The 23557-nt window shown below is 31.1% G+C and carries 15 protein-coding genes; 2 read left to right on the top strand and 13 right to left on the bottom strand.

Features of this window, described 5'->3' with window-relative positions:
* Position 1: 1 nt before the first annotated feature.
* The 9 genes from BXQ17_RS09905 to BXQ17_RS09945 all read right to left on the bottom strand — a co-directional run bounded on the left by BXQ17_RS09905 (position 2) and on the right by BXQ17_RS09945 (position 16916).
* Positions 2-2950 carry a glycoside hydrolase family 2 protein gene (locus tag BXQ17_RS09905; protein WP_149025896.1) on the bottom strand — a complete coding sequence of 983 codons (2949 nt, stop codon included), beginning with the start codon at positions 2948-2950 and terminating at the stop codon, positions 2-4.
* Between the two features lies 1 nt (position 2951).
* Positions 2952-3581: a hypothetical protein gene (locus BXQ17_RS09910; protein ID WP_187661393.1), complete on the bottom strand. Its 630-nt coding sequence runs from the start codon at positions 3579-3581 to the stop codon at positions 2952-2954.
* A 158-nt stretch (positions 3582-3739) separates the two neighbouring features.
* A complete protein-coding gene (locus tag BXQ17_RS09915) occupies positions 3740-3919 on the bottom strand; it encodes a hypothetical protein (RefSeq protein WP_077810495.1) in 180 nt (59 codons plus the stop codon).
* 33 nt (positions 3920-3952) lie between these two features.
* On the bottom strand, positions 3953-6214 hold the full coding sequence (locus BXQ17_RS09920; protein WP_187661394.1) for a T9SS type A sorting domain-containing protein: 2262 nt from the start codon (positions 6212-6214) through the stop codon (positions 3953-3955).
* A 296-nt stretch (positions 6215-6510) separates the two neighbouring features.
* Positions 6511-10029 (bottom strand): sulfatase-like hydrolase/transferase, encoded by a 3519-nt coding sequence (locus BXQ17_RS09925; RefSeq protein WP_077810497.1) that lies wholly within the window; start codon positions 10027-10029, stop codon positions 6511-6513.
* A 250-nt stretch (positions 10030-10279) separates the two neighbouring features.
* The gene (locus BXQ17_RS09930) at positions 10280-11311 is read right to left on the bottom strand and encodes a fasciclin domain-containing protein (protein ID WP_077810498.1); all 1032 of its coding nucleotides are present in this window, start codon (positions 11309-11311) and stop codon (positions 10280-10282) included.
* A 49-nt stretch (positions 11312-11360) separates the two neighbouring features.
* On the bottom strand, positions 11361-12155 hold the full coding sequence (locus BXQ17_RS09935) for a hypothetical protein (RefSeq protein ID WP_077810499.1): 795 nt from the start codon (positions 12153-12155) through the stop codon (positions 11361-11363).
* A gap of 20 nt (positions 12156-12175) precedes the next feature.
* Positions 12176-13747: a RagB/SusD family nutrient uptake outer membrane protein gene (locus BXQ17_RS09940; protein WP_077810500.1), complete on the bottom strand. Its 1572-nt coding sequence runs from the start codon at positions 13745-13747 to the stop codon at positions 12176-12178.
* Between the two features lie 13 nt (positions 13748-13760).
* Positions 13761-16916: a SusC/RagA family TonB-linked outer membrane protein gene (locus tag BXQ17_RS09945; protein WP_077810501.1), complete on the bottom strand. Its 3156-nt coding sequence runs from the start codon at positions 16914-16916 to the stop codon at positions 13761-13763.
* Between the two features lie 221 nt (positions 16917-17137).
* Here BXQ17_RS09945 and uxaC point away from each other — a divergent pair, with 221 nt between their 5' ends.
* Both uxaC and BXQ17_RS09955 read left to right on the top strand, forming a co-directional pair.
* On the top strand, positions 17138-18541 hold the full coding sequence (uxaC, locus tag BXQ17_RS09950) for a glucuronate isomerase (RefSeq protein WP_077810502.1): 1404 nt from the start codon (positions 17138-17140) through the stop codon (positions 18539-18541).
* A gap of 1 nt (position 18542) precedes the next feature.
* The gene (locus BXQ17_RS09955; RefSeq protein WP_077811404.1) at positions 18543-19514 is read left to right on the top strand and encodes a Gfo/Idh/MocA family protein; all 972 of its coding nucleotides are present in this window, start codon (positions 18543-18545) and stop codon (positions 19512-19514) included.
* An 81-nt stretch (positions 19515-19595) separates the two neighbouring features.
* Here BXQ17_RS09955 and BXQ17_RS09960 read toward each other — a convergent pair whose 3' ends face one another.
* From BXQ17_RS09960 to BXQ17_RS09975, 4 genes are read right to left on the bottom strand one after another with little or no spacing between them, the layout of a single operon-like run.
* Positions 19596-20894 carry a TRAP transporter large permease gene (locus BXQ17_RS09960; RefSeq protein ID WP_077810503.1) on the bottom strand — a complete coding sequence of 433 codons (1299 nt, stop codon included), beginning with the start codon at positions 20892-20894 and terminating at the stop codon, positions 19596-19598.
* A gap of 3 nt (positions 20895-20897) precedes the next feature.
* Entirely contained in the window at positions 20898-21368 is a 471-nt protein-coding gene (locus BXQ17_RS09965) for a TRAP transporter small permease (RefSeq protein WP_077810504.1), read from the bottom strand.
* The gene (locus BXQ17_RS09970) at positions 21368-22354 is read right to left on the bottom strand and encodes a TRAP transporter substrate-binding protein (protein ID WP_077810505.1); all 987 of its coding nucleotides are present in this window, start codon (positions 22352-22354) and stop codon (positions 21368-21370) included. The genes BXQ17_RS09965 and BXQ17_RS09970 overlap by 1 nt, the downstream gene beginning before the upstream one ends.
* A 9-nt stretch (positions 22355-22363) precedes the next feature.
* A complete protein-coding gene (locus BXQ17_RS09975; protein ID WP_077810506.1) occupies positions 22364-23533 on the bottom strand; it encodes a DUF4861 domain-containing protein in 1170 nt (389 codons plus the stop codon).
* Positions 23534-23557 lie beyond the last annotated feature (24 nt).

Consider the following 23557-nt stretch of genomic DNA (forward strand, 5'->3'; position numbering starts at 1 on the left):
GTTATTTTTTTACTTTTTTTCCAATTACAAAATACATTCTTGTATTTTCAGGAACATCACCATCACTATTACCTGCCATAATTATACTTTCTCCTTTTTTTGCTATTCTTTTAAAAAGTGACATTTTAACACCTCCTAAATTAACATCATCTCCTGTATCTTTATAATCTTTGGTTAAAAATACGGGTCTTACTACACGATCATCATGACCAACATAAATAATCATGTCTTTACCTGCAATAAATTGTAATTGATCTCTTGCCCAATATTTACCATCAGAATTCGGAACTCTAATGTATTCTGAACCTACCAAATATTTAGGAATAACCGTATAATTATGTTCCATATCTGTATAGGCTTTTTTACCCCAATGTACATTTTTTCTGAGTGCTGCTTTTCCATTTCCTGTGTAACTAAACTTAGTAAATAAATCGCTTTTGTTAACTCTTGCAGGGTTGTAAGGTTCAGTTTTTGGTGTGTAAATTGGTAAAGGTTCTTCAAAATTAGCATCAACTTTAAATTCTTGAGGTAATAATTTTGACAATCCGTTATCAATTGCTACAGGTTTAGATGTAATAGTTATCGTATCTGATTTTAAACCTTCTGCACTAGCGGTAATGGTTACATCACCTGCATGCAACATAGCACGAATTGCAACACGATTGATACCAGCTTCTGCATCTAAAAACAAATTGTTTGTGGTGTTTGCTTTTCCACTATTATAACCACCTCTCCAAATTCCAGGACCAGAAATGGTAAAGTCTACTTTGTTTCTTCCTAAAGGATTTCTATTTCCGTCTTTATCAACAATTTCAAAATCAACCAAAGCAATATCAGCACCATTAGCAAGCCATCCTTTTGGTCCAACTGTTGATGTTAATTTTATAGCAACTGGTTCGCCAGCAGTTTTTTTAGTTTGAGAAACTAATAATTTATCATTTAAATAGCCTTCTACTTTAATTTCTCCTTCTAGGAATTCAACATTAGGGAATTTATACAAATACCCATTATCAGCTTTGTCATCTATTGCTATTAATTTATTGTTGATGTATAATTTTACTTTTGTACAGTTAGAAACTACATACATTGTTTTTTTTGTACCTGCTTCGTAATTCCAATGACCAACTACATGAATTTGAGGTTCTGGTCTCCACATTGCTTTTGTGGTGTAAAAAGCTTCCTTTTTTAATCTTACAGCATCTACCTCGCCACTTGCTCTGGTAACTTCTGTTGGATTTCTACCACCATGAGTACCATCTGAAAACACCCAATTAGCACCTCCACTGTGATACGATTTCTTTCCCATTTTATCCCACCAATCTTCTACTTGACGAATCGCAAAAATTTCTGAACCAATTTTATAAACGTTTCTTGAGATGTTAGGATGGGTCCAAAAATTGTCATCAGGAGTAAATTTATCCCAAACACGTCTTGCACCTTCATCTCTTAAATATTCACTTTCAATTAAAGGTAAATGGGCATATTCTCTTTGCCAACCTTCTGTACCAATTTCAATAGAAATATATGGTTCTGAATCTTCTTTTACATCTGCTCTTCTATTTCCCATTAAACGTTTTCCTTGAGGATCATAGGTATTAATAATCTTTAAAATTTCTTTATAGTGTGCTTCGGTTTCTGCCCAGTTACCACCTTCCCAAATAAATATGGATGGGTGATTTCTATAATACACAATCATATCTCTAAAAGCAGCAATTCTAATATCCCAAGTTTCTCCTTCGTCTTGAGATTCTCCACTAACACCTGGCATTAAAGTTACAAAACCATATTTGTCTCCCATTGCAATTTCTGCCGGTGAACCAGCACAATGCCCCCAACGTATAAAATTACCTCCTGCTTCATCCATTAAACGATAGGTAAATTCTTTTAACCAATCTGGTTGTGCAGCTCCTAAACCAGCCCAACCAGCAGTAGGTTTTTGTCCCCAACCATGTAGTTTAGCATACTCTCCATTATTATGAAAACCTGTGTCTTTATCAAACTTAAAAGTTCTAATTCCTAAAGGTGTTGTGTAAGAGTCTAATTCTATTTCACCTTCTTTTAATGTAGTAACTACTTTATACATGTATGGTTTACGAGTGTACCATAAATTTGGATTTTTTACTTTATTTTTTGTAGAAAAGGTTGCTTTTTCTCCTGCTTTTAAAACGGCTGTTTTTCTTTCGCAACTTACTTCTTTACCATTAGCATCAATTATTTTGGCTTCAAAAGTAATTTTTTTCTCTTCTGTTGATTCGTTAACAGTCTCTGCAGAAATATGAACGTCTGCTTTCTTTTTTGATATGTTTTCTGCATGAACATAGGTTCCAACAGTTTTTAAATTGTCGTACAAAGGCAAAGTAATATGAACAGGATTCATAACATGTAAAAAAACATTTCTATAAATTCCACCATGGTTTGGGTGCCAATGCTCATGATGCCAAACTAGAGGGAAGTTTTCTCTAAAATGTTCTCCTCTATCGTTGTTTACTTTTACTGCGATAATATTTTCTTGACCATCGAACTTTAAATGTTTAGAAATATCATATCCAAAAGGAATAAAACCTGTTTTATTGGTTCCTAAATAAGTACCATTGATGTACACATCTGCAATTTGACGAACCGACTCAAATTCGATATAAATCTTTTTACCTGCGTCTGACTTTGGCAGTTTAAAATGTTTTCTATACCAAACTGTTCCTCTAAACTGATTTTTTTCTCCAATATGTTTTCCAATACTTAAATCGTCAAACGTATCTGTATCGTTAAACGTATGTGGCGTACTTATAGTAGACCAATTTGAATCATCATAATTGACCAGATGTGCGTCTGTTGGATTTGCTTTGGTAAATTTCCATTCTGGATTAAAATTGTATTTTACCCTACTTTGCTGTGCATGCATTTGAAACACAATGCTTAAAAATGCAATTACGAATAGCGTTTTTTTGCTCATTTTACTGTTTAATTTTAAATAATTGTTTTGCTTTTTTAGAATCAATTTTGTCTATATCATACAAAACGATATAATCTATACTAAAACGTTTTGACCTACCTGATAGTGTTAGTGTATACTTTTCTTCTTTTTTAAGTTGATAGATGAAATTGTTATAAACATGTCTATCCTTTTCTGCAGTTGAAGCCCAATGCCACTCTAACTCTGCAGTTTCATCATTACCGTCTTGTAAAATTTTGATGTCTTTTTCTAAGGCTTCTTTTGATAATTTACTTGCTGATTCAAAATCTCCAGAAAGTCTTACATAAGCATCATTACACCAATCACTTTTTACACCTTCTAATCTTTTGCTAGACATTAGCATTAATTGAAAATCTCCTGTTTTAGGTGCAGTAAACTGATAAATTAAAGGAGAATTGGGTTTTCCGGTAATGGGTTTATTTCCCATAAATTCTAAATAAGCATCTCCAGAAGCTCTTTCTATATAATTTTGGTCACCTTTTTGAACCAATTGCCATTTTTGTAAATCTGATACTGTTTTTTCTGCCTCGATAAAAACATAGTCTTTGGTATTAATATTATTTTTTAAGAATTGATTGGTTTTACATCCTAAAAATGTAAAAATTGTCAATAAAAATATTGTGATTAGTTTATTTATTTTCATCTATTACTACTTATCAAAAGTAAATTTAGAAATTGTAAAACAAAACTTTATCCTGTTGTGTTTGGCCCAAAAAAAAACACCAACTTTAAAATTAGTTGGTGTTTTTATTTGAATTAGTTTTAACATTAAAATCCTACTCCAGGTGCTTCTGGGCTTTGAGCTTGAGATTTTTGAGGATTTAATATCATGTAGGTTCCTAAAGCAGTTAATGCTGCATATTTACCATAATTACCTATTTTTTTTATAGCTTCTTTACGTGTAATGTCTTGCTCTTTATTTTGGGTGTTTTTTATGTTTTTATTCATGATATTTTGTTTTTGACGTTAATTAATAATCGATTATTCTAAAACTATCTTCTTGTTCAGTTTTCCAATTTCAGTTTCTAATTGAACAACATAAACACCTTTAGACAATTTTGGTAAAGAAATTTCTTTAACACCATTAGCAATAAAAGAGTGACTTAGCACTTGTTTCCCTAAAACATTGTATAATTTTAAATTAGTTTTTCCTTGAGATAAACCAATAATTTTTAAAGTTGTATTACTAGATTTATATAAACTAATGCTATTTAATAATTCTGACTCTATACTTAAAACATTTTTCGCAGAAGTATGTATGTAAAAACGTCCGTCTGTAATCTTTTCTGTTACTGTAGTAGTATATTTAGCATCCGCTTCATCTAATCTTGTAAACGTATTTTTTAATTTATCTTCTAAAAACACTTTGTAACCAGTTGGCACATTTAAAGTTTCTGCAGTAAAAGAAATTTCTGAATTTACTGCTGCAGAAATTCCTACAGGTACAATCATATCTTCTAAATTATTATTAGGTAAAGATTGTATTGCTAATTTTTTACTGGTGTTATCATCTAAAAGATGTGTATAAATCTCTAAAGTAGAAGAATAACCACCAAATGTTGAGCTATCAAAACCATTATCAAAAGAAGTGGTTGTGTTCTCTAAATAATTAACTAAAGTGCTTGTAGTTCTTCCTTCATTTTCTATAGATAAGTCGATAGAAAAATTGCTGTTAGAAGATTTTAAAAATGTATCACTATTAGATGTGTGTGTCTGCATTGCCTCTGTGAAACTAAAAGACGTAGATGCTGCATTAGTTTTAACAAAGAAACCTTGAAGAGGACTAATATGATATGCGCCACTAGACTGATTCTTTGTAATCCATGTTTCATTATCAGAATCCCAAAACCATAAGGTAGGTTCTGTTAATTTATCAGCATTTACAGTTAATACATTATTGGTTGCTTCTACGGTATCATCGTTTCCATATAAATAAGTTGGGTAAGGGTTTCCTACCAAATTGAAACCTGCATTAGCTAGAGAAACAGGAACATCTGCAGAGTGTAAATCTCCTTGAAAAACCACATCGTGCTTACTATCTGAAGTATTAGCTGGGTCTTCATCTGATTTTGTAGCCCAACCTATTCCACTACCCCAAGTAGGTCCTGTACCATAACCATCATTAACGTATACGTATTTACCAGTTGTGCCTGCTGGTGCCGCCGCATCAAATGCAGGTCTAGAATCATCATAAGAACCAAAAGCATGTTTAGTGCCTACTTTAACTGTGTAATTTCTACTATCATCTAATGTTTTAAATTGTTTTGAATTATTTAAACCTGATGAAACTAAAGTCCATTTATCTTCTGATAATCTTTTGATAATAGTCGTTTTCTTACCAGAGAGATAAGACCCACCAAAAGTTACCGTAGAAAAGTTACCGTTTTGGGCGTACAAAATCATTCCATCATTAGACTTATCAAAAGAAATATCATCAGTAACTGTTAAAGTATTATTTTGTCTTAAAATTAATTGCCCACCTTGACCAGCTGCACATGTAATTGATTTTGCTTCTGCGGCACCCATACCAGATGGTATTGTTATTATATGCGCACCTATTACAACGTCATACTCTGCGGTTGGTGTTGTACTTGGTGTAGTTGCAGCTGTTCCAGACACGGTCCATGTCGAAGCTTCATTCCAATTTCCTGTTCCATTAGATGTCATTGTTGGCGGAATAGCAGCAGATGAAGCAGTTACTATAACATTATCTAAATTAAGAATTGCTGATGCAGCATTTGTTATTGTAATATAATTTATACCTGTAGTTAAAGCAACACCTGTAACTGTTTGTGTGCTATAACTACTAGTTGTAGCTGTATTGTTTCCAGAAGCATCGTTTCTAATTAATGTAAATGAAGCCAATGTGGTAGAGTTACCTCCAGTGGCATCTGTAGAATTTATTGTTATTGTATTGTCGGATGAATTTTTGAAATACGTGAATGTAAAATCATAATTCCCATCTGCTGTAACAGTTACATTATTAATTATAGTACCGTTTACACCAGCACCACTTTCGCCATCTCCATCAACCGCTTCGGTACGGGTTTTTCTAAATCCTAATACTATATTATTTGTTCCTCCATTTCCAGACCCTACAATATTTCGCTCAAAATGGTTGTTATTTTGTGAAAGATCACCATTCTCAACCTCAATGGTTCCAGGTAATGTAGTTTGGCTATAAAGTGCAGAACAATTTATAACAAGTACAGCAAAAAATAATTTTTGTAAAATTTTTCTCATAATTGTGTTTATTAAACCTAATAACATTGTAGGGAAATGAATTATTAGGTAAGATTAGTATTGTTAATTAACACAATTTTAACAATTTAGAAACATTGTAGTATCCTGTACTATTATGTGTTAGGGGGAATTTTGTAAATATTTAGGTTAAAATATCACATATTCTAATTGAAAGTATGTTACCAAATGTATTAGTAATTAATGTTTCTGGGAAGAAAAATTATCGTTTATAAAAAAAGCAACCTTTAAGTTTTTACACTTTAAGGTTGCTTTTTAAAAGTTTATATTTTAATTTTTTAAAACGAGTTAATCTTTAATTGAATTGTGTGTTTACCTGGTGTTAACCTTACTACTTTAAATGCAGAAGGAACACTTTTTCCGTTATGAATAAATTCTTTTCCTTCTGAACCATTTAAAGAAAACTCTGCTACCATGTTACCTGGAATTTCAATTTCGTAGGTTTGTAACCTCTTACCATTATAAGTATAGTTTGCTTTTATTGTTCCTCTAACGGTAGGTACTTCTATAGAGCTCTTTTTTAACTTACTCATTTGAGGTTTAATAGTAGCAACACCAAAACCAGCTGTTTTTGGTTTTATACCCCATAAACCTCTAGGAATTACATTTGCAGGTACTGCACCCCAAGCATGGTTCCAATCTAAGTTATTTTTATATTGATTATCCCAAGCTTCTAAAGTAATTGTAGAGCCAATTTTAATCATATTATACCAACTTCTAGATGAAGTATCTGTTAATAAGTCTAAAGCATAATCTTCTTCACCTGCATTGTATAATCCATCCATTAGAAATTGAGCTCCGTAAACACTACAAGCCATTCCTCTAGATTTTACAAAATTCACTACAGACTCGTAATGTTCTTCTGGTACTAAACCAAATGCTAAAGGCATCATGTTTGCATGTAAAGAAGCGTGATCTGTACCTATTCCATCAACATAAATTCCTCGTTCTTTATCGAACATTTGTTCATTTACTGCTTTTTTTGCTTTAATTGCTCTGTATTCAAAATCTAAAGCTTCTTGAGTTTTTCCTAAGATTTTAGCAAATTCAGCCATAATCTTCATGTTTTCATAGAAAAATGAGTTAATTACTGTACTGTAAGGTTTAAATACAAACCCATCACGCTCTCCTTTTGTTTTACTTCTGTTAAAGTTTTTCCCTGGCCAATCTACAATATCTGTTAATGGTTTTTTGTATCCTTCTGGGAAACCTAATTTCTTCATAAATGCCGCATCAACCTTAGTAGATGTGATTAATCCATCTTCATTAGATAATTCATACAAAGATTTATGTTTTAGTGCATCATAATATCGTTCTACCAACTCCGTATTTCCTGTGTACATATAATCTGCATAGATTAATAACGGAACATGTTGTTGCCATTCTGTTGGCCACGTTGGATGTTGCATAAAATACTCGATAGTTCTTCTTGCCATAGCAAATTCTCTATCTGTTGTGTAATGACTTAACTGATTTAAATATGCATCTGCTTCATAAGGAATACGTTCTCTGTCTCCATCTACATACAGCCCATTAAAAGTTGTTGCTTTGATTGAGTATTTACATAAATCCCAAACTTGGTCTAAAATAGTATTATTACTCTTAAAGCTACTTGCATCTTCATCCCAATAGGTATGAAAGGCTAATTGTGTAAAATCTTCTGCTTTTAATTCTCCTTGAAAACCTTCTATTTCTGCATATCTGTAAGGAACTAAAGGAGGAAAACCTTTTGGTAAAGGTATTGCCTTATTAGGTCTTGTATTTCTTTCATCCGTTTGTACTTGAATCTGATATTGAGTTTTTCCTGGTTTTACATCTACCTTTAATTCTTGATAACGAATATTACTAACTTTTGGAGGCGTTCTATTTACACTTCCATTATCATTAACCATTTCTCCAACTCTTACAGTAAGTGTATGCGGTGTTTTTGCATTGTAGTTAAAATTAAGGGTAGCAAAAGCTGCTTTTCCAAAATCCATAACATATAAATTCCCTAATTTTTTAAACTTTTTAGGTTTTATTTTAGCAGTAATAAATTTATTTTCTGTCGATATAATATAGCTACTACTTTTACCTGTAGTAAATTTCTGAGGTGCTGCATAATCTACCAGTCTGTTTGCTTCGTCCCAAATTCTAACTTTCCAGAAATATGTTTTTCCTATTTCTAAATCTTTCCCTTCATATTCTACATCTGTAGATTTTGATGATGCGACTCTTTTACTATCCCAAACATCTCCGTTATTAGCGTCGATAATTTCTTTGCTAGAAGCCACTAAAATTTGATATGCTCCTTGGTATTTTGCACCTAGAGGAACTGTCCAACCAAATTCTGGTTTTAAATCAAAAATTTCTACATCTGTTTCTGGAGCTCTTATCAACTCTACTGTTAAATCTGTAGGTGCTGCTCTAAAATGGTTGCTATTTTTTTTGATTAATTCATCTGTTTTAGCTCTCAAATTTGCTAAAACCTTTCTGTATTTTCTTTTTCCTACTAAATTTTTAATCTCTTGTGGGTCTTTTTCTAAATTATATAGTTCTTCGATAGTCTTATCATTAACATATCTAAAGTATTTCCATTTTTTAGTACGAATACCCTCACTTGGCGGAATGTTATCAAAATCCCAGATATGTTCTATTAAAATTGTATCTCTTTCTATTGATTTTTTTTCTTGTCTAACAATTGGCATAAGACTTTTACCTTGCCATGTATTTGGTGCTTTAATACCTGCTAAATCTGCAATGGTTTTAGTAACATCTATATTTAAAACCATATCATCTATATCTTGATGCTTGTTTTCTCTAGGATCAAAGACAATTAATGGTACTCTTATAGAATTATCATACATTAACCATTTTCCCGCAAACTGACGTTCTCCTAAAAAGTATCCGTTATCACCCATTAAAATAATGACTGTGTTTTTATCTTGACCTGTTTCTTTAAGTTTAGCACGTATTTTTTTAATTTCTAAATCGATACCAGAAATCATTCTATAGTACCCTTTTAAACTATGCTGATATTTTTCTGGCGTATCATATCTCCAAGTCCAACGTAATCTGTTAAATCCATCTCTTACAATCTTAGGTTGTGCTAAAAAATATTTGTCTTCCGCTAATTCAGGTTCTGGTATTGTTGTACCACTTAACATCGCATCTAATGGTTCTTGCCAAAAATATTGTTTTGGTGCACCATCATGTGCGTGAGGCGCACTAAAACTTAATGATAAACAAAACGGTTTCTTGTTACTTGCATTTTTATCTATAAAATCTATTGCTTTTTGACCTGTATATCTAGTTAGGTGAACAGTATCTTTATCTAAAGTTTTATAATAATAACCTCTTCTATCTTTAAAACGATTATTTCTATCGTAAGATTCATATTCATCAAATTGTTTATCTAAATGATTATACCTTGTACCGTATTTACCATAAAAACCGGTATAATAACCGCTATCTTTAAGTAATCTTGGATAAGAGTTATCCATATACTCATCTCTTACATTACCTGTTTGAAAATTAAAATTATGCGCTCTTTCATGTAAACCGGTTAAAATACTTGTTCTACTTGCTGCACATATTGGTGTAGTAACAATAGCCGAGTTAAAATAAGTACCAGATTTTGCTAAATCGTCCATTTCTGGAGTTTCAACAAATTTATTACCAGCATAACCAATTGCATCAAAACGTTGATCATCAGTTAATATAAAAATAATATTAGGTTTTTCTGAATTAGAATTGCTTTGTGCGTTTATTAAGCTATAGAAACTTAAAAAAAGTAATAAAAAACTGCGCTTTAACATATGGTCTTATCTTAATTAAATCTTATTAATTTCTGAATATTGTTTATGGATAAAAATATACCTAGTACTTTTAAATTGCATCCTGCCCTGTCCTGAAAAAAATCAAGTATAATATTGTTTACCTAAGTTCAATATAAAAATTAATTTAGTACTATTTTTTAGATATAAATGATGATTTCATTCTAAAACGAACATAAAAAAACCCTCTATAAAATAGAGGGTTTTATTGAATTTTATTTTAAATTTATATTTACATCTCTGGATTTAACAATACTTTATCGATAGCATGTATAACACCACCAGCAGATTGTATGTCTATAAAATCTACATCAAAATTAGCAACTCTACCTCTAGAGTCTTTTAATGTTAAATTATCAGGATCGATATCAATAGTATTTCCTCTTAAAGTTTCTACTGTTTCTAACTCTAAATCTTCTGAATTTATAAATTTACCATTTACAATATGCATAGCTAATACAGCAACTAAAGTTTCTGGCTCTATTTCTTGTATAGAAGCTACACCTAATTCTGATAATAAGCTTGAAAAAGCAGCATTGTTAGGTATAAATAAAGTTAGTTTTCTGTCTAAGTTTCTTAATAAATTTTCTAATTCTGGCGAGTTTCCTTCTTCATTTACAAAAGTATCAGCTCTAGTTAATGCTTCTAAAAAACTAGAGAAATCTGGATTTTGTTCTATTAAAGTTACGTTACTAGGTAGACCAATTACACTATCTACAATATGTAATACACCATTATTTGCTTCTACATCTGCAGTAGTAACTTTAGATTCTCCGTTTAAAACAACACCATTAGAAACCTCTACATACATGCTTAAATTTTGGTCTGTATCTTCTCTAAAAGCTCTAGTAGAAACATAACCAGAAGATAAACTACTAGATAAAAATTTACCAGTAACAATATGATTTAAAACTACACTTTCTAGATCTTCATAAGGTAAATCTTCGATTTCATCAATTCCGTTTTTAGTAAAGAATTGTTGAAAAGCATCATTTGTTGGTGCAAAAACTGTTGTACCACCAGGAATATTTAATTCTGATAACAGTTTAACATCACCTTCTTCTTCCATAATTCGCATTGCAGATTCGAAAATGCTTAAATCATCTCTAAAGATTATAAACTGTGTAATTGTCTCTGGATTTTCTACCAACTCTGGCTCAAACGGTATGTAAACAGCATCGTCTTCAGGCAAGTTACAAGAAACAAGCAATAAAGAAGCTAGCAAACCTGTAAAAAGAAATTTTATGATTTTATTATTTTTCATTTTTTATATTTTTTTAAGCTAGATTAATTAATTAAACACTTTTAAATTATTAATCTACGTTGTAATTTTCGTAAAAAGGAATCGGATGATATCTAACAGGATCGTTTAAATAGTGACCTATACCGTTATTAAAAACATAGTTATGTGATCTTACTTTTTCATTAAATCCAGGACCAACTGCTGTTGATATTAATGGAGACGAAATTGGATTTACTTCCATTTTCCATTCTATATTTCTTCTAAAAACTATTTCTGCGTTACTGTTTGATAAGCCTGTTGGCAAACCATTTACATCTAATGTTAACGCAGGTAATATCGTTTTAAAAACAAAGTTTTTATCAAAAATTGTAAGCTTAGGTACTTGCGCAACTTTTTCAGTAACTATATGGTATTTTAATACTGCCTTTAACATATTAAGTTGTTCTTCTGATGTAATAGCAGCCATTACTTCGTCTGCATCTACTCTAGCAGCAGGACTTTGTGTTCTTCCTGTAATAACTCTTAATATATCTCTATCTCTATTACCACCTGTAAAGGCATTATTGTTTAATAAAAGATAAGTTCTTTCTGTTGATGTTTGATTATATAAATCTTGATAACCTACACGCTTTATTGCAGCAATCATGTAATCTAATTCTTCACCATCTAATCGTTTTCTACCTTGATCATCAACTAAACCTCCAGAAGTTCTTGTTTGAATATGCTCCCAAGCTGTCATATTTTGAAAAGGGTCTGCAAACGTGTTTTCTGGTTGAAAATCGAAAGGTTCTTGTAATTCTAAAGTACATGAGTTAAATATAATTGCTATTAAAGCAACTCCTATAATTTTTAAATATGTTTTCATATTGTCTTAAATTTTTAAAATTAATTTAACCACCCCGGATTTTGGTTTAACAAAGGATTTTCCCTTAAATGATCAATAAAAATTGGCCATATTATTCTATCGCTAGTAAGAGGAGTTACTTCTCTTTCTTCTAGTATTGGGTTCATAACATCGATAGCTCTATCATTTCTTACTAAATCCCACCATCTTTTACCTTCACCAAACAACTCTAATTGTCTTTCTACTAATAAAAAGTCTAATTGTGCATCAAAATTGTCTCCAAATTCTGCTTCAGTAGCTAAAGGTAATTGTCTTGCTGTTCTAACTTGATTTATTAATTCTAAACACTTAGGCGCATTTTGTAATTTTAATTCTGCTTCTGCTAATAATAAAATCATATCAGCATAACGATATACTGGTAAATTAGTATCATCGTCGTTTGGATCTATGTGAGATCTATTTTTTACCCATTTAGCACATCTTGCTTCACCAAACTCATCACTTCCTAAACCATCTTCAAAATCTCCACCAAATCTTGTTGCAAACTGTCTCCAATCTCCATAAATCGGTTCGATAATTGTAGAACCGTCATCTAATTCTATCTCTCTTGTAAATACTGGTAACCTTCTATTTGTAGCTGTATACTTATCTGCCCAACCAAGAGAGTCTATTGGAAACCTTTCTGCCCATTTAGTCTCTGCTTCTTCAGACATTACACTAATTGCAGCACCTGCCATGTAAGCTCTTGCAACACCAGAAGTTGTTTCTTCTAAAGCGTAGTGAACAGAAAATATTAATTCTGGACCTGCTTGAACTTTTCCAGGTCCTTGAGGAAACTCCGCTGTACTTGGTTGATTTATAAATAAATCTTGCCAAGCTTCTGGTGTTTGTACCAAACTATGAGATCCTAAAGCTATTAAATTTTCTATTGCATCTTTTGCCAAACCTTCTTCTTTAATCCACATATAAACTTCTGCTTGTAATGCAAATACACTGGCTTGAGAAAATCTAAATTCTCTTGAAGGTGTTGTTATTAATTCTTCTGCCTTTTTCATATCAGGAATTACAACAGTATTCATAACATCTTCATAAGAGGTTTGCGGTTTTTGCGTTTCGCTGATCGCTGTAATTGATTGTAAAAATACAGGTACATCTCCCCAAACTCTTGCCAAATCAAAATATATTTTAGCTCTCATTGCATAAGCTTCACCTAATAAATCTTTATCTACACCATCAATATTAGGTCCTGCATTAATAACTCTATTTACTCTATCAATTACAGTATAAAGATTAGCCCATCTTAACAAACCTTCTCCTGGATCTATTGTACTATTATGTAAAGAATTTCTAGAAGTATTGTTTCCATTTGGTTGAAAGTTGTCTGATCTAAATTCACCAACATTAAGGTAAAATTGACTATATGCAACTTGTAAACCATCATAGGCACCTATTATACCTGATTCTAATTCTGCATTATTAGAATAAAACCCATCAGGAGATATTTCACTTACAGGAAGTTCTTGAACGAAATCGTCACAAGAATAAAGTAATCCTATAGCAGCACAAAGCATTAGTGCTTGTTTTATTTTATTTGATATATTATTTATATTCATAACTTTTATTTGATTAAAATTGTGCTTTTAAAGTAAGTAAAAACTCTCTATCATTAGGATATCTTAAGGCATCTTCACTTGGTGTTAAAGGATTACCTCTACTACCAAACTCTGGGTTATAACCTTCATAGTTAGTCCAAGTTAAAAGATTGTTTACCGCAAAATTGAAACTCAAACCAGTAATACCTATATCTATCTGCTTTAATACATCTTTAGGAAATTTGTATCCTAAACGTACATACCTCCATCTAATAAAACTTCCGTCTGAAACGTATGTACTATTCGCTGTACTATTTGTAAAATCAAATCTATTTTGGTTTCTAGCTCTACCAGCTTGTAATATTGGATATTGAGCAATATCACCTTGATTTTGCCAAGCGTTATCTAATCTATCAGGAGATACTGTTAATACTGTTGCTCTTAAACTATTTCTATCATGGTCATATCTTCTATAGATTTCGTTACCATAACTATAATCAAATAAGGTACCTAAAGTCCAATTTTTATAAGTTAAATCATGGCTAAAACCTCCGTAAGTTGTTGGTAAACCATTACCTAAAACTTGCTCATCATCACTATTAATTACAAAATCTCCATTGGCATCATCCCAAATATAATCTCCACCTTTCAAAATATTTCTAGTAGAACCGTGAACTAATTGTTTTATCTCACCATCTAAAGGATATTGCTCTCCGTTAGCCATATTATAAGTTCCTAAGAAAAATCCGTTAGAATCAAAGTTTGGAAATAATCTATCTCCTGATGGAGTAAATGCATTCGACTCATCATATTGAAAAACTCCATGATTTTTATAACCCCAGATATTTCCTATTGGAGATCCTTCTTCTGTTATAAAACGACCTGTACGAATTGGAACATCAAGCTCTTGAACTGTATTTTCTAACAAACCAATGTTAAATCCAGATTTCCAAGAGAAATCTTTTGTTTTAAGTATAGTTCCACTAATTTCAAAATCTATACCTTGATTTCTAACAATACCTCTATTTTCTCTAATGTTATTAAATCCAGATTCTTCTGGTATTTCTGTATTTACCAACAAACCATCTGTTACTTTTCTCCAAAATGCTAAAGAAAGGTTTAATCTTCTACCTTTAAACATACTCATGTCTAATTGCAGGTTTGTAGATTCTGTTTCTTCCCATCTTAAGTCTGCATTACCTAATCTACTAGGAGCAAAACCTGTTTCACCATTATAATCTGCACCAGGTACAAGAGAACTAGTAAAGTTATAATTTGGTATTCTATCATTACCTACAATACCATAACTTGCTTTAACTAATAAATTTTTAATTACAGAATTTCCTCTTAAGAAATTTTCTTTACTAACTCTCCATCCTGCTGTAACAGATGGAAAAATACCATACTTATTATTTGCTCCAAATTTTGAAGAACCATCTCTACGGATTGTTGCCCCTAATAAGTACTTGTTTTTATAATCATAATCAAACCCTGCGTATAAAGAAAATAAACCTGTAGATTCTTTTTGAGTTGCATCTCCTCCAGCTGTATCAACTAAAAGAAACTCTGGATCTGCGTTATTAAACGTTTCTATTAAATCATTAGAAAATCTAGAATCAATTTTTAAATTATCAGAAACTATTTTTTGTATTTGCATACCTGCAAAAACACCTAAATCATGATCACCCCATTGCTGGCTAAAATTTAAGGTGTTATCTTGTTGTATTCTTGTTGTTAATTGATGTCTTTCGCTACCTGTAGGATTACCATCTGCAAAGTTTCTAGGATCTAATATAGAAGGAACAAAACCTTCTCTTTTATCGTAAAAGAAATCAGCACCAACAGTTGATCTTATAGACAAAGAAGGTAATACTTTATATTGAGCATAAGTATATAAATTGGCTCTGTATCTTTTTCTGTCATTTTTCCTTAAAATAGCATTTTGTATGGGATTTAAACTAAATTTACGAGGAGAACCAGGAGTAAAACTTCCATCTGGTTCAAACAACGGTAAATATGCAACTCTATTTAAAAGGTGACCTAAAACAGGACCTGAAGTAGTACTATTTGTAAATTCATAAGATAAATTAATTAAAGTACCAGTTTTAAATTTTTCATTTGGTGTTAAATCTAATTTTAAACGAGTATTAACTCTTTTATGACCACTATTTAATATGATACCAGATTCATTAAAGAACCCTGTATTCCAATAAAACTTTACTTTATCAGAACCACCACTTAATGCAACGTTTACCTGGTTTCTTAAGGCAGGTCTTGTAACTAATTTTTGTATGTCTGGAGAATTTCTACCAACTAAACTTAAAGAATCTCTACCTGCGCCAATAAAACTACCACCTAAGTTCATTCTTCTTTCCTGCTCTATTCTTTGAGCTGCATTAGGCGCTGGTAAATTTCCAATAAGCTTATTTACCCCTGTAACATTTGTAATACTTAATTGTATTTTACCAGATTTACCAGTTTTTGTTTTTACAATTACCACACCATTTGCACCTTGTGCACCATAAATTGCTGTGGTTGCACCATCTTTTAAAACCTCTAAAGATTCTATATCATTTGGATCTATATTATCAATATTAAAAGTTTGCTGACCATCTACAACATATAACGGTCCTGTGTTACCCGCAGTAAAAGTAGAGACACCTCTAATTCTAATATCAAAACCTTCACCAGGACCATTGTTAGAAACAATTTGAACACCAGACATCTTACCTTGAATACCTTGTAAAGGATCTACCGGTGCTGCTTGCTGAATAGATTCTGCTTTTACAGTAGAAACCCCTCCTAATATCTTATCTCTTTTTACTTCTCTAAAACCAATTACAACAATTTCTTCTAAAGATTCTGATGAGTCTTCTAAAACCACATTAATCGTAGTATTATTCCCAACAGAAACCTCTTTTTGTTTATAACCTAAATAAGAAAAAACTAGTGTTTTTTGTCCTTTTTGAAGCGTAATAGAATAATTACCATCAAAATCTGTACTTGCACCATTTCTTGTTCCTTTTTGTAAAATATTTACACCTGGTAAAATATTTCCACTATTATCTGACACTGAACCTGTAATTCTTTCTTGGGCTTCTAGGTTTAAATTTGTAAAACCCGAAAACAAGAGAAATAATACCAGAATTATCCTCAATGATGGATTTCGCTTTTTTAAAGTTTGTTTCATGTTTAAAATTAGTTTTAATAAATTGTAAATAATAACTATACCATAATGTTAATTAACACAATTTTACAAACTATGGACTAAATCAGTATCCTGTACTATACTGAAATATATATTATTTTAACTTATTTATATTCAATATTAATTTCTATTGATAGTTAACTAAAAGATTTTTTGACATTACCTTTGTACATTATAAAGATTACAGATAAATAAAAATAACTATGAACACTTTTCTAACCAAGAACTTTTTACTTAAAAACGATTTTGCAGAAAAATTATATCACAATTTCGCTAAGAAAAACCCTATTATAGATTATCATAATCACTTGCCTCCAGATCAAATTGCAAATGATAAACAATTCGAAAATATTACACAAGTTTGGCTATATGGCGATCATTATAAATGGCGTGCAATGCGTGCTTTTGGTATAGATGAAAAATATATTACGGGTAATGCTACAGACAAAGAAAAGTTCTTAAAATGGGCAGAAGTTGTTCCTTACACTATCAAAAACCCACTTTTTCATTGGACAGCTTTAGAATTAAAAGCATATTTTGATATTGATGAAATTCTGTGTCCTGAAAACGCTGAAGAAATTTATGAAAAAACTTCTAAAATTTTACAGCAAAAATCTCACTCTGCTAACGGTTTGCTAAAAATGCAAAATGTAGAAAGTTTGTGTACAACAGACGATCCTGCAGATTCTTTAGAATATCATATAGCCATTCAAAAAGATGCTTCTAAAGTTCAGACATTTCCTACTTTTAGACCAGATAATTCTCTTGCTGTTGAAAACACCAAAACCTATAATCAGTATTTATCTAAACTCGAAAAAGTATCGAAAGTTAACATAAATAATTATGATGATTTATTAAAGGCTTTAGAAAGTAGGATTAACTTTTTTAATGATAATGGAGGTAGATTATCTGATCATGGTTTTGAGCAATTGAACTTTTTTGAAAAAGAAATTTATGATGTACATTCCTTGTTTGGTAAAGTAAAAAACAATGAATCTCTAACAGATAATGAAATTGCCTTCTTTAAATTTAAAACAGTTATTGAGTTATGCAAAATGTATCATAAAGTTGGTTGGACACAACAATTTCACCTAGGTGCAATCAGAAATAATAATAAAAGATTACTTGATCAACTGGGACCAGATACTGGCTTTGATTCTATTGGAGATTTTTCGCAAGCTCATGCTTTAAGTGGTGTCTTAAATAAATTAGATAGTACAAACCAATTAGCAAAAACAATTGTATATAATTTAAATCCAGCAGATAGTGAAGTTTTTGCAACCATGGTTGGAAATTTTAATGATGGTACCATAAAGGGTAAAATGCAATACGGTGCTGCTTGGTGGTTTTTAGATCAAAAAGATGGTATGGAAAAACAAATTAATGCATTATCTAATTTAGGATTATTGTCTTGTTTTGTAGGTATGTTAACAGACTCTAGAAGCTTTTTATCGTTTCCAAGACACGAATACTTTAGAAGAATTTTATGCAATATCATTGGTACTGATGTTGAAAATGGTGAGTTACCTGCAGATGAAGAATTTCTTGGTAAAATTATAAGTGATATTTGTTATCATAATGCAAAAAACTATTTTAATTTTAAATAAAATGGATACTATTAAATGGGGAATTATTGGCTGTGGTGATGTTGCAGAAATAAAAAGTGGTCCTGCTTTTCAAAAGGTAGCAAATTCTGAATTGGTTGCAGTAATGAGAAGAAATAAAGCTAAATCTAAAGATTTCGCCAAAAGACATAATGTACCTTTTTTTTATGATTCTATAGACGATATCATTAATCATCCTGATATCAATGCACTTTACATTGCTACACCTCCTTCTAGTCATCTAGAAATTGCAAAACAATGTTTAAATGCTGGTAAATTTGTTTATCTAGAAAAACCAATGACTATGAATGCTGATGAAGCCATAGAATTGGAAAAGATAATTACTGATAATAAGAAAATAGTAATTGCACATTATAGAAGAAACCTGCCAGCTTTTCAAAAAGTTAAAGAACTTTTAAACACGAACAGCATTGGTAAAATACATTTTGCTGATATTACTATTTTACAATCTACAACAAACAACATAATTGCAAAAACAGAAGATAACTGGCGCCTAAAGCCAGAAACTTCTGGAGGTGGGTATTTTCATGATATTGCACCGCATCAAATCGATTTAATGCTTCATTACTTCGGCAAAATTAAAAATGTACAAGGTTTTGCTACCGCAGCAAAAAACAATAAAGTTGCAGATATTGTAAACGGAATTATAAACTTTGAAAGCGGGGTACAATTTAGAGGTATTTGGAATTTTATTGCATCAGAAAAAGATGTAAAAGATCAATGTATAATTTATGGTGAAAACGGTTCTATCACTTTCTCTTTTTACGGTAAAAAAGTGATTTTAAATACTACCAATAAAAAAGAAGTTTTTTCTTTTGAAAACCCCGTACATGTACAACAACCTTTAATAGAAGAAACGGTAAAATACTTTTTAGGAAAAGCTAAAAACCCTTGTACTGTAAAAGATGGTGTTGATGTTATGAAAATCTTAGATAGATTTACTACTAAAGAATAAACTAATAATATTCTTTCTTATAAGTTGTAAATCTATCTAAACTCTAATTGACAAAATATATTTCTTGGCAAACCAATAATATTATATCAAATCAAAAGCTCTTGGCAACCAAAGTGTCAAATCTGGAAAATAAGTAATTAGCAACAATACGCCAATCATTACTAAAAATAAAGGTAATAATGGTCGTATTACTTGTTGTATTTTTAAATCGGCAACACTACAGCCTACAAAGAGCACAGAACCCACTGGCGGAGTACATAATCCGATACATAAATTCATAATCATTATAATTCCGAAGTGAATAGGATTCATACCTAAACCTGTTACTATTGGTAAAAAAATTGGAGTAAAAATTAAAACTGCAGGTGTCATATCCATAAATATTCCAACAAATAGTAAAATCAAATTAATAATAATTAATATAACAATCGGATTATCACTTATTGATAATAATGAATTACTAATTTCTTGAGGTATATTTTCATAACTCATTACCCAAGACATGGCAATAGAAGTTGATACTAACAATAAAACAATTGCAGATGTTTTTACTGTTTCTAATAAAATTGGGGAAACATCTTTAAATGTAATTTCTTTATAAACAAAACCTAAAACTAATGTATAGATTACAGCAATAGCAGATGCTTCTGTTGCTGTAAAAATTCCGGCAACTATACCACCAATAACAACAACTAATAGCATTAAACTAGGAAAAGCGTCTACAAATCTTTTAAAAAACTCTTTAAAACCTACTAATTTATCTGTAGGATATTTTTTAATGATAGAATATATTAAGGCAACAATCATTAAAGCTAAACCTATTAGTAAGCCGGGTATATAACCTGCAATAAATAAAGCAGCTATAGACACACCTCCACTTGCTAAAGAATAAACAATAAGTACGTTACTTGGTGGAATAATTAATCCTGTTGTGGCACTTGTAATATTAACCGCGGCACTAAAAGATTTGTCGTAACCATCTTTTTCCATCATTGGATTCATAAAACCACCAATAGCAGAAGCTGCTGCAACAGCAGAACCAGATATTGCGCCAAACAACATACAAGAAATAATGTTTACAAATGCTAAACCACCCGGAAGTGGACCAACAATTGCTTTGGCAAAATTTATAAGTCGCACCGCAATACCTCCTCTATTCATAATTTGACCTGCTAGTATAAAAAACGGTATTGCAGATAATGTAAAACTATCTAATGAAGTTGCCATTCTTTGCGCTAATGTTGTTACAGATGGTAAAAAAGGCATAGCACTTAATAATGTAAACAAAGCTGCTAAACCAATAGCAAAAGCGATAGGAACTCTTAAAGATAAAAAAATTAAAAAGCTAACAACTAAAATAAGGACTTCAACTAAATTCATAATTTATGCTTTGTTTAATTTTCTTAAGTTTATAAGTGTATCAATACTATAGTAACATATTAACATACCAGAAATAGGTACTATCATGTAAATTATTCCAAGAGGGATTTCTAGCGTGGCAGAAGTTTGACCAAATTGAAAACTTAATTGTACAAGTCTAATGCCACCAATTATCATGACTGTAAAAGCAAAAAGAGCTATAGATATAAACACAACTCCGTTAAAAAAACCTTGTTTTCTTTTTACTAAGTCTTCTGATATTAGATCTATTGCCAAGTGAAGGTTTTTCCCGGCAGCATAAGCAGCACCTAATAAACCTAACCATATTAATGAAAAACTTGATATTTCGTCTGTAATTGTACTGGGTGCTCTTAAAACGAATCTAGAAAAGACTTGCCAAACAACACTAACTAACATCAGTAATAATATAAAAAGAACTACCTTTTCTAAAACGCTATCTATTTTTGCTCTCATTATTGTTTATTTTTTATAGAACTTATTAATGTTTTCATTTCTTTATTTTCATCAAATAAGCTCAAAACCCCCTTAGTTTGCTCTTCGAAAGGCTTTTTTTCTGGGTAAAAAACCTGTACACCAGCAGCTTTTACAGCAGCTAAAGATTCTTTTTCTGATGCTGCCCATAATTTTCTTTGAGCAATAGTACTAACCTTAATTGCCTTATTAACCCACTCTTTTTCTTGATTGTTTAAGCGTTTCCAAGTATCTGTACCAATTAATAACACATCTGGCACAGATGTATGCTCATCTAAAGAATAAAACTTACAAACCTCGTAATGTTTAGAAGTATAAAAACTAGGTGGATTATTTTCTGCACCATCTACAACTCCTTGCTGTAATGCTGTATACAACTCTCCCCATGAAATGGGTGTAGGCGAACCTCCTAAATCATTTATCATAGCAACTGCCATATTACTTTTTTGGACTCTAATTTTTTTACCATTTAAGTCTTTAGGCATTTTTACCGGTGCTTCTTTCATATAGAAACTTCTACTTCCGGCATCATAAAAGGTTAAACCACGTAATCTAAACCTTTCTCCTTTAAGCAATAAATTTTTACCAATTTCGCTATCAAAAACACTAAACGTATGTGCTTTATCTCTAAACATATAAGGAATACTAAATACTTTATATTCTGGAATAAAGTTTTCTAGAACAGCTGCAGATACTTTAGTGATATCTAAACTACCTATTTGCAACAGTTCTAAACACTCTCTTTCTCCTCCTAATTGCCCACTAGGATAGATGTTTACCTTAATTTTTCCGTTAGATAGCTTATCTAATTCTTCGCCGAAAATTACCATAGCTTTATGCACAGGATGCTGCACATCTAAAGTATGTCCTAATCTTAATGTTTTTGAAGATTTTTCTGATTTACAACCTAAAAAAAGTATCGTTAAAGTCAAAAAAAATATAAATTGAAAGAAGTGTTTTTTACTCATTATGAATGTTTAAAATGAATTAGTAGTTACTAGTAGCGGAGTGTTTATTTTTTTTGAATAATCAGTCAAATAGTTTTCCCAATCTTCTTTCGTAGAAAATTGTTTGCTTTTTTTCCATCCAAAACCACTGTAAAAAATTACTTTTCCATCAACAACATTTAAATGTAGAAAATGATTGCTTTCATCTTTTTTTGAAGTAACATATTTCTCTGAATCTGAGAAATATGTTTTTGTCGTTACAATTCCTGTTCCTACTTCAGAATCATCTAAAGTTTCCCAATGGCTAACCCAAAAGTTTGCATCATTTTGATTTGTAACTCCTTTTTTATTGTGTAATGTTATTCCAGTAGAAATGGTTTCAGTTCCTTTCACATCAATTTCAAAACGTGTTAAGTTTTGACCATAATCTAAAGAAATGTGTTTGGTTTCATCAATTTGTTTTCCTTTAGCATTCCAAGTTGCATAGGTTAACACAAAACTTGTTCTTAAAGGACCAGTTGTAATTGTTTTATATGAAGTAAAGTTTTTAGAAAAATAGTAAGAAGTATCTACCTTTACAGCAGTACCACCAATACCTCTGCTTACACCCACATGAAAATTATCTAAACCTTCTCCGTGATCTTTATGATATGCACCTTTTTTAACATCATTCCTTTTATACCAAGTATTAATAATTGGATATTCTACACGTTTTAACCAAGCATCAATTCCGCTAGACAATGTACCTCCTTTTACACCATCTTCTACCATTTTTTGTGCAACTGGGCCAAAAGTTCTAAAAGCAACTCTATTGTTTTCCCAAGTATAATCATCTGTTCTCTCTGGTACAAAACGTGAATAGCAATAATTAATTACTGAGTCTTGTTTTTTATCAGAAATTGATAACGTATATGTTTTTGTAGCATTTGCTTTAATTGATGGTTGAAACAAAATCACATCATTTATACCGTCTAAATCTGTGTCTACTATTTGCGATGTTAATTGAGTGTTTTCTTCATCTAAAAGAATCAAATCGGCAACTTTTTCTTGTGCAATTTCAGAAATATCAATTTCTACAGTTTCAAATTCTCTATCAATATTTAAAGTATTTTTTACTTCGATTGTAGAAATTAGTTCTATTTTTTTTTCACAATTGCTAAAAATGCTCGCTAGAAGACAGCAGATAATTATTCGTTTCATACTATTTATTAAAATATCCACAAG

Origin of the sequence: Polaribacter sp. BM10 (assembly GCF_002005425.1) — a bacterium.
In the GTDB taxonomy this organism is placed as follows: Bacteria; Bacteroidota; Bacteroidia; order Flavobacteriales; family Flavobacteriaceae; genus Polaribacter; species Polaribacter marinaquae.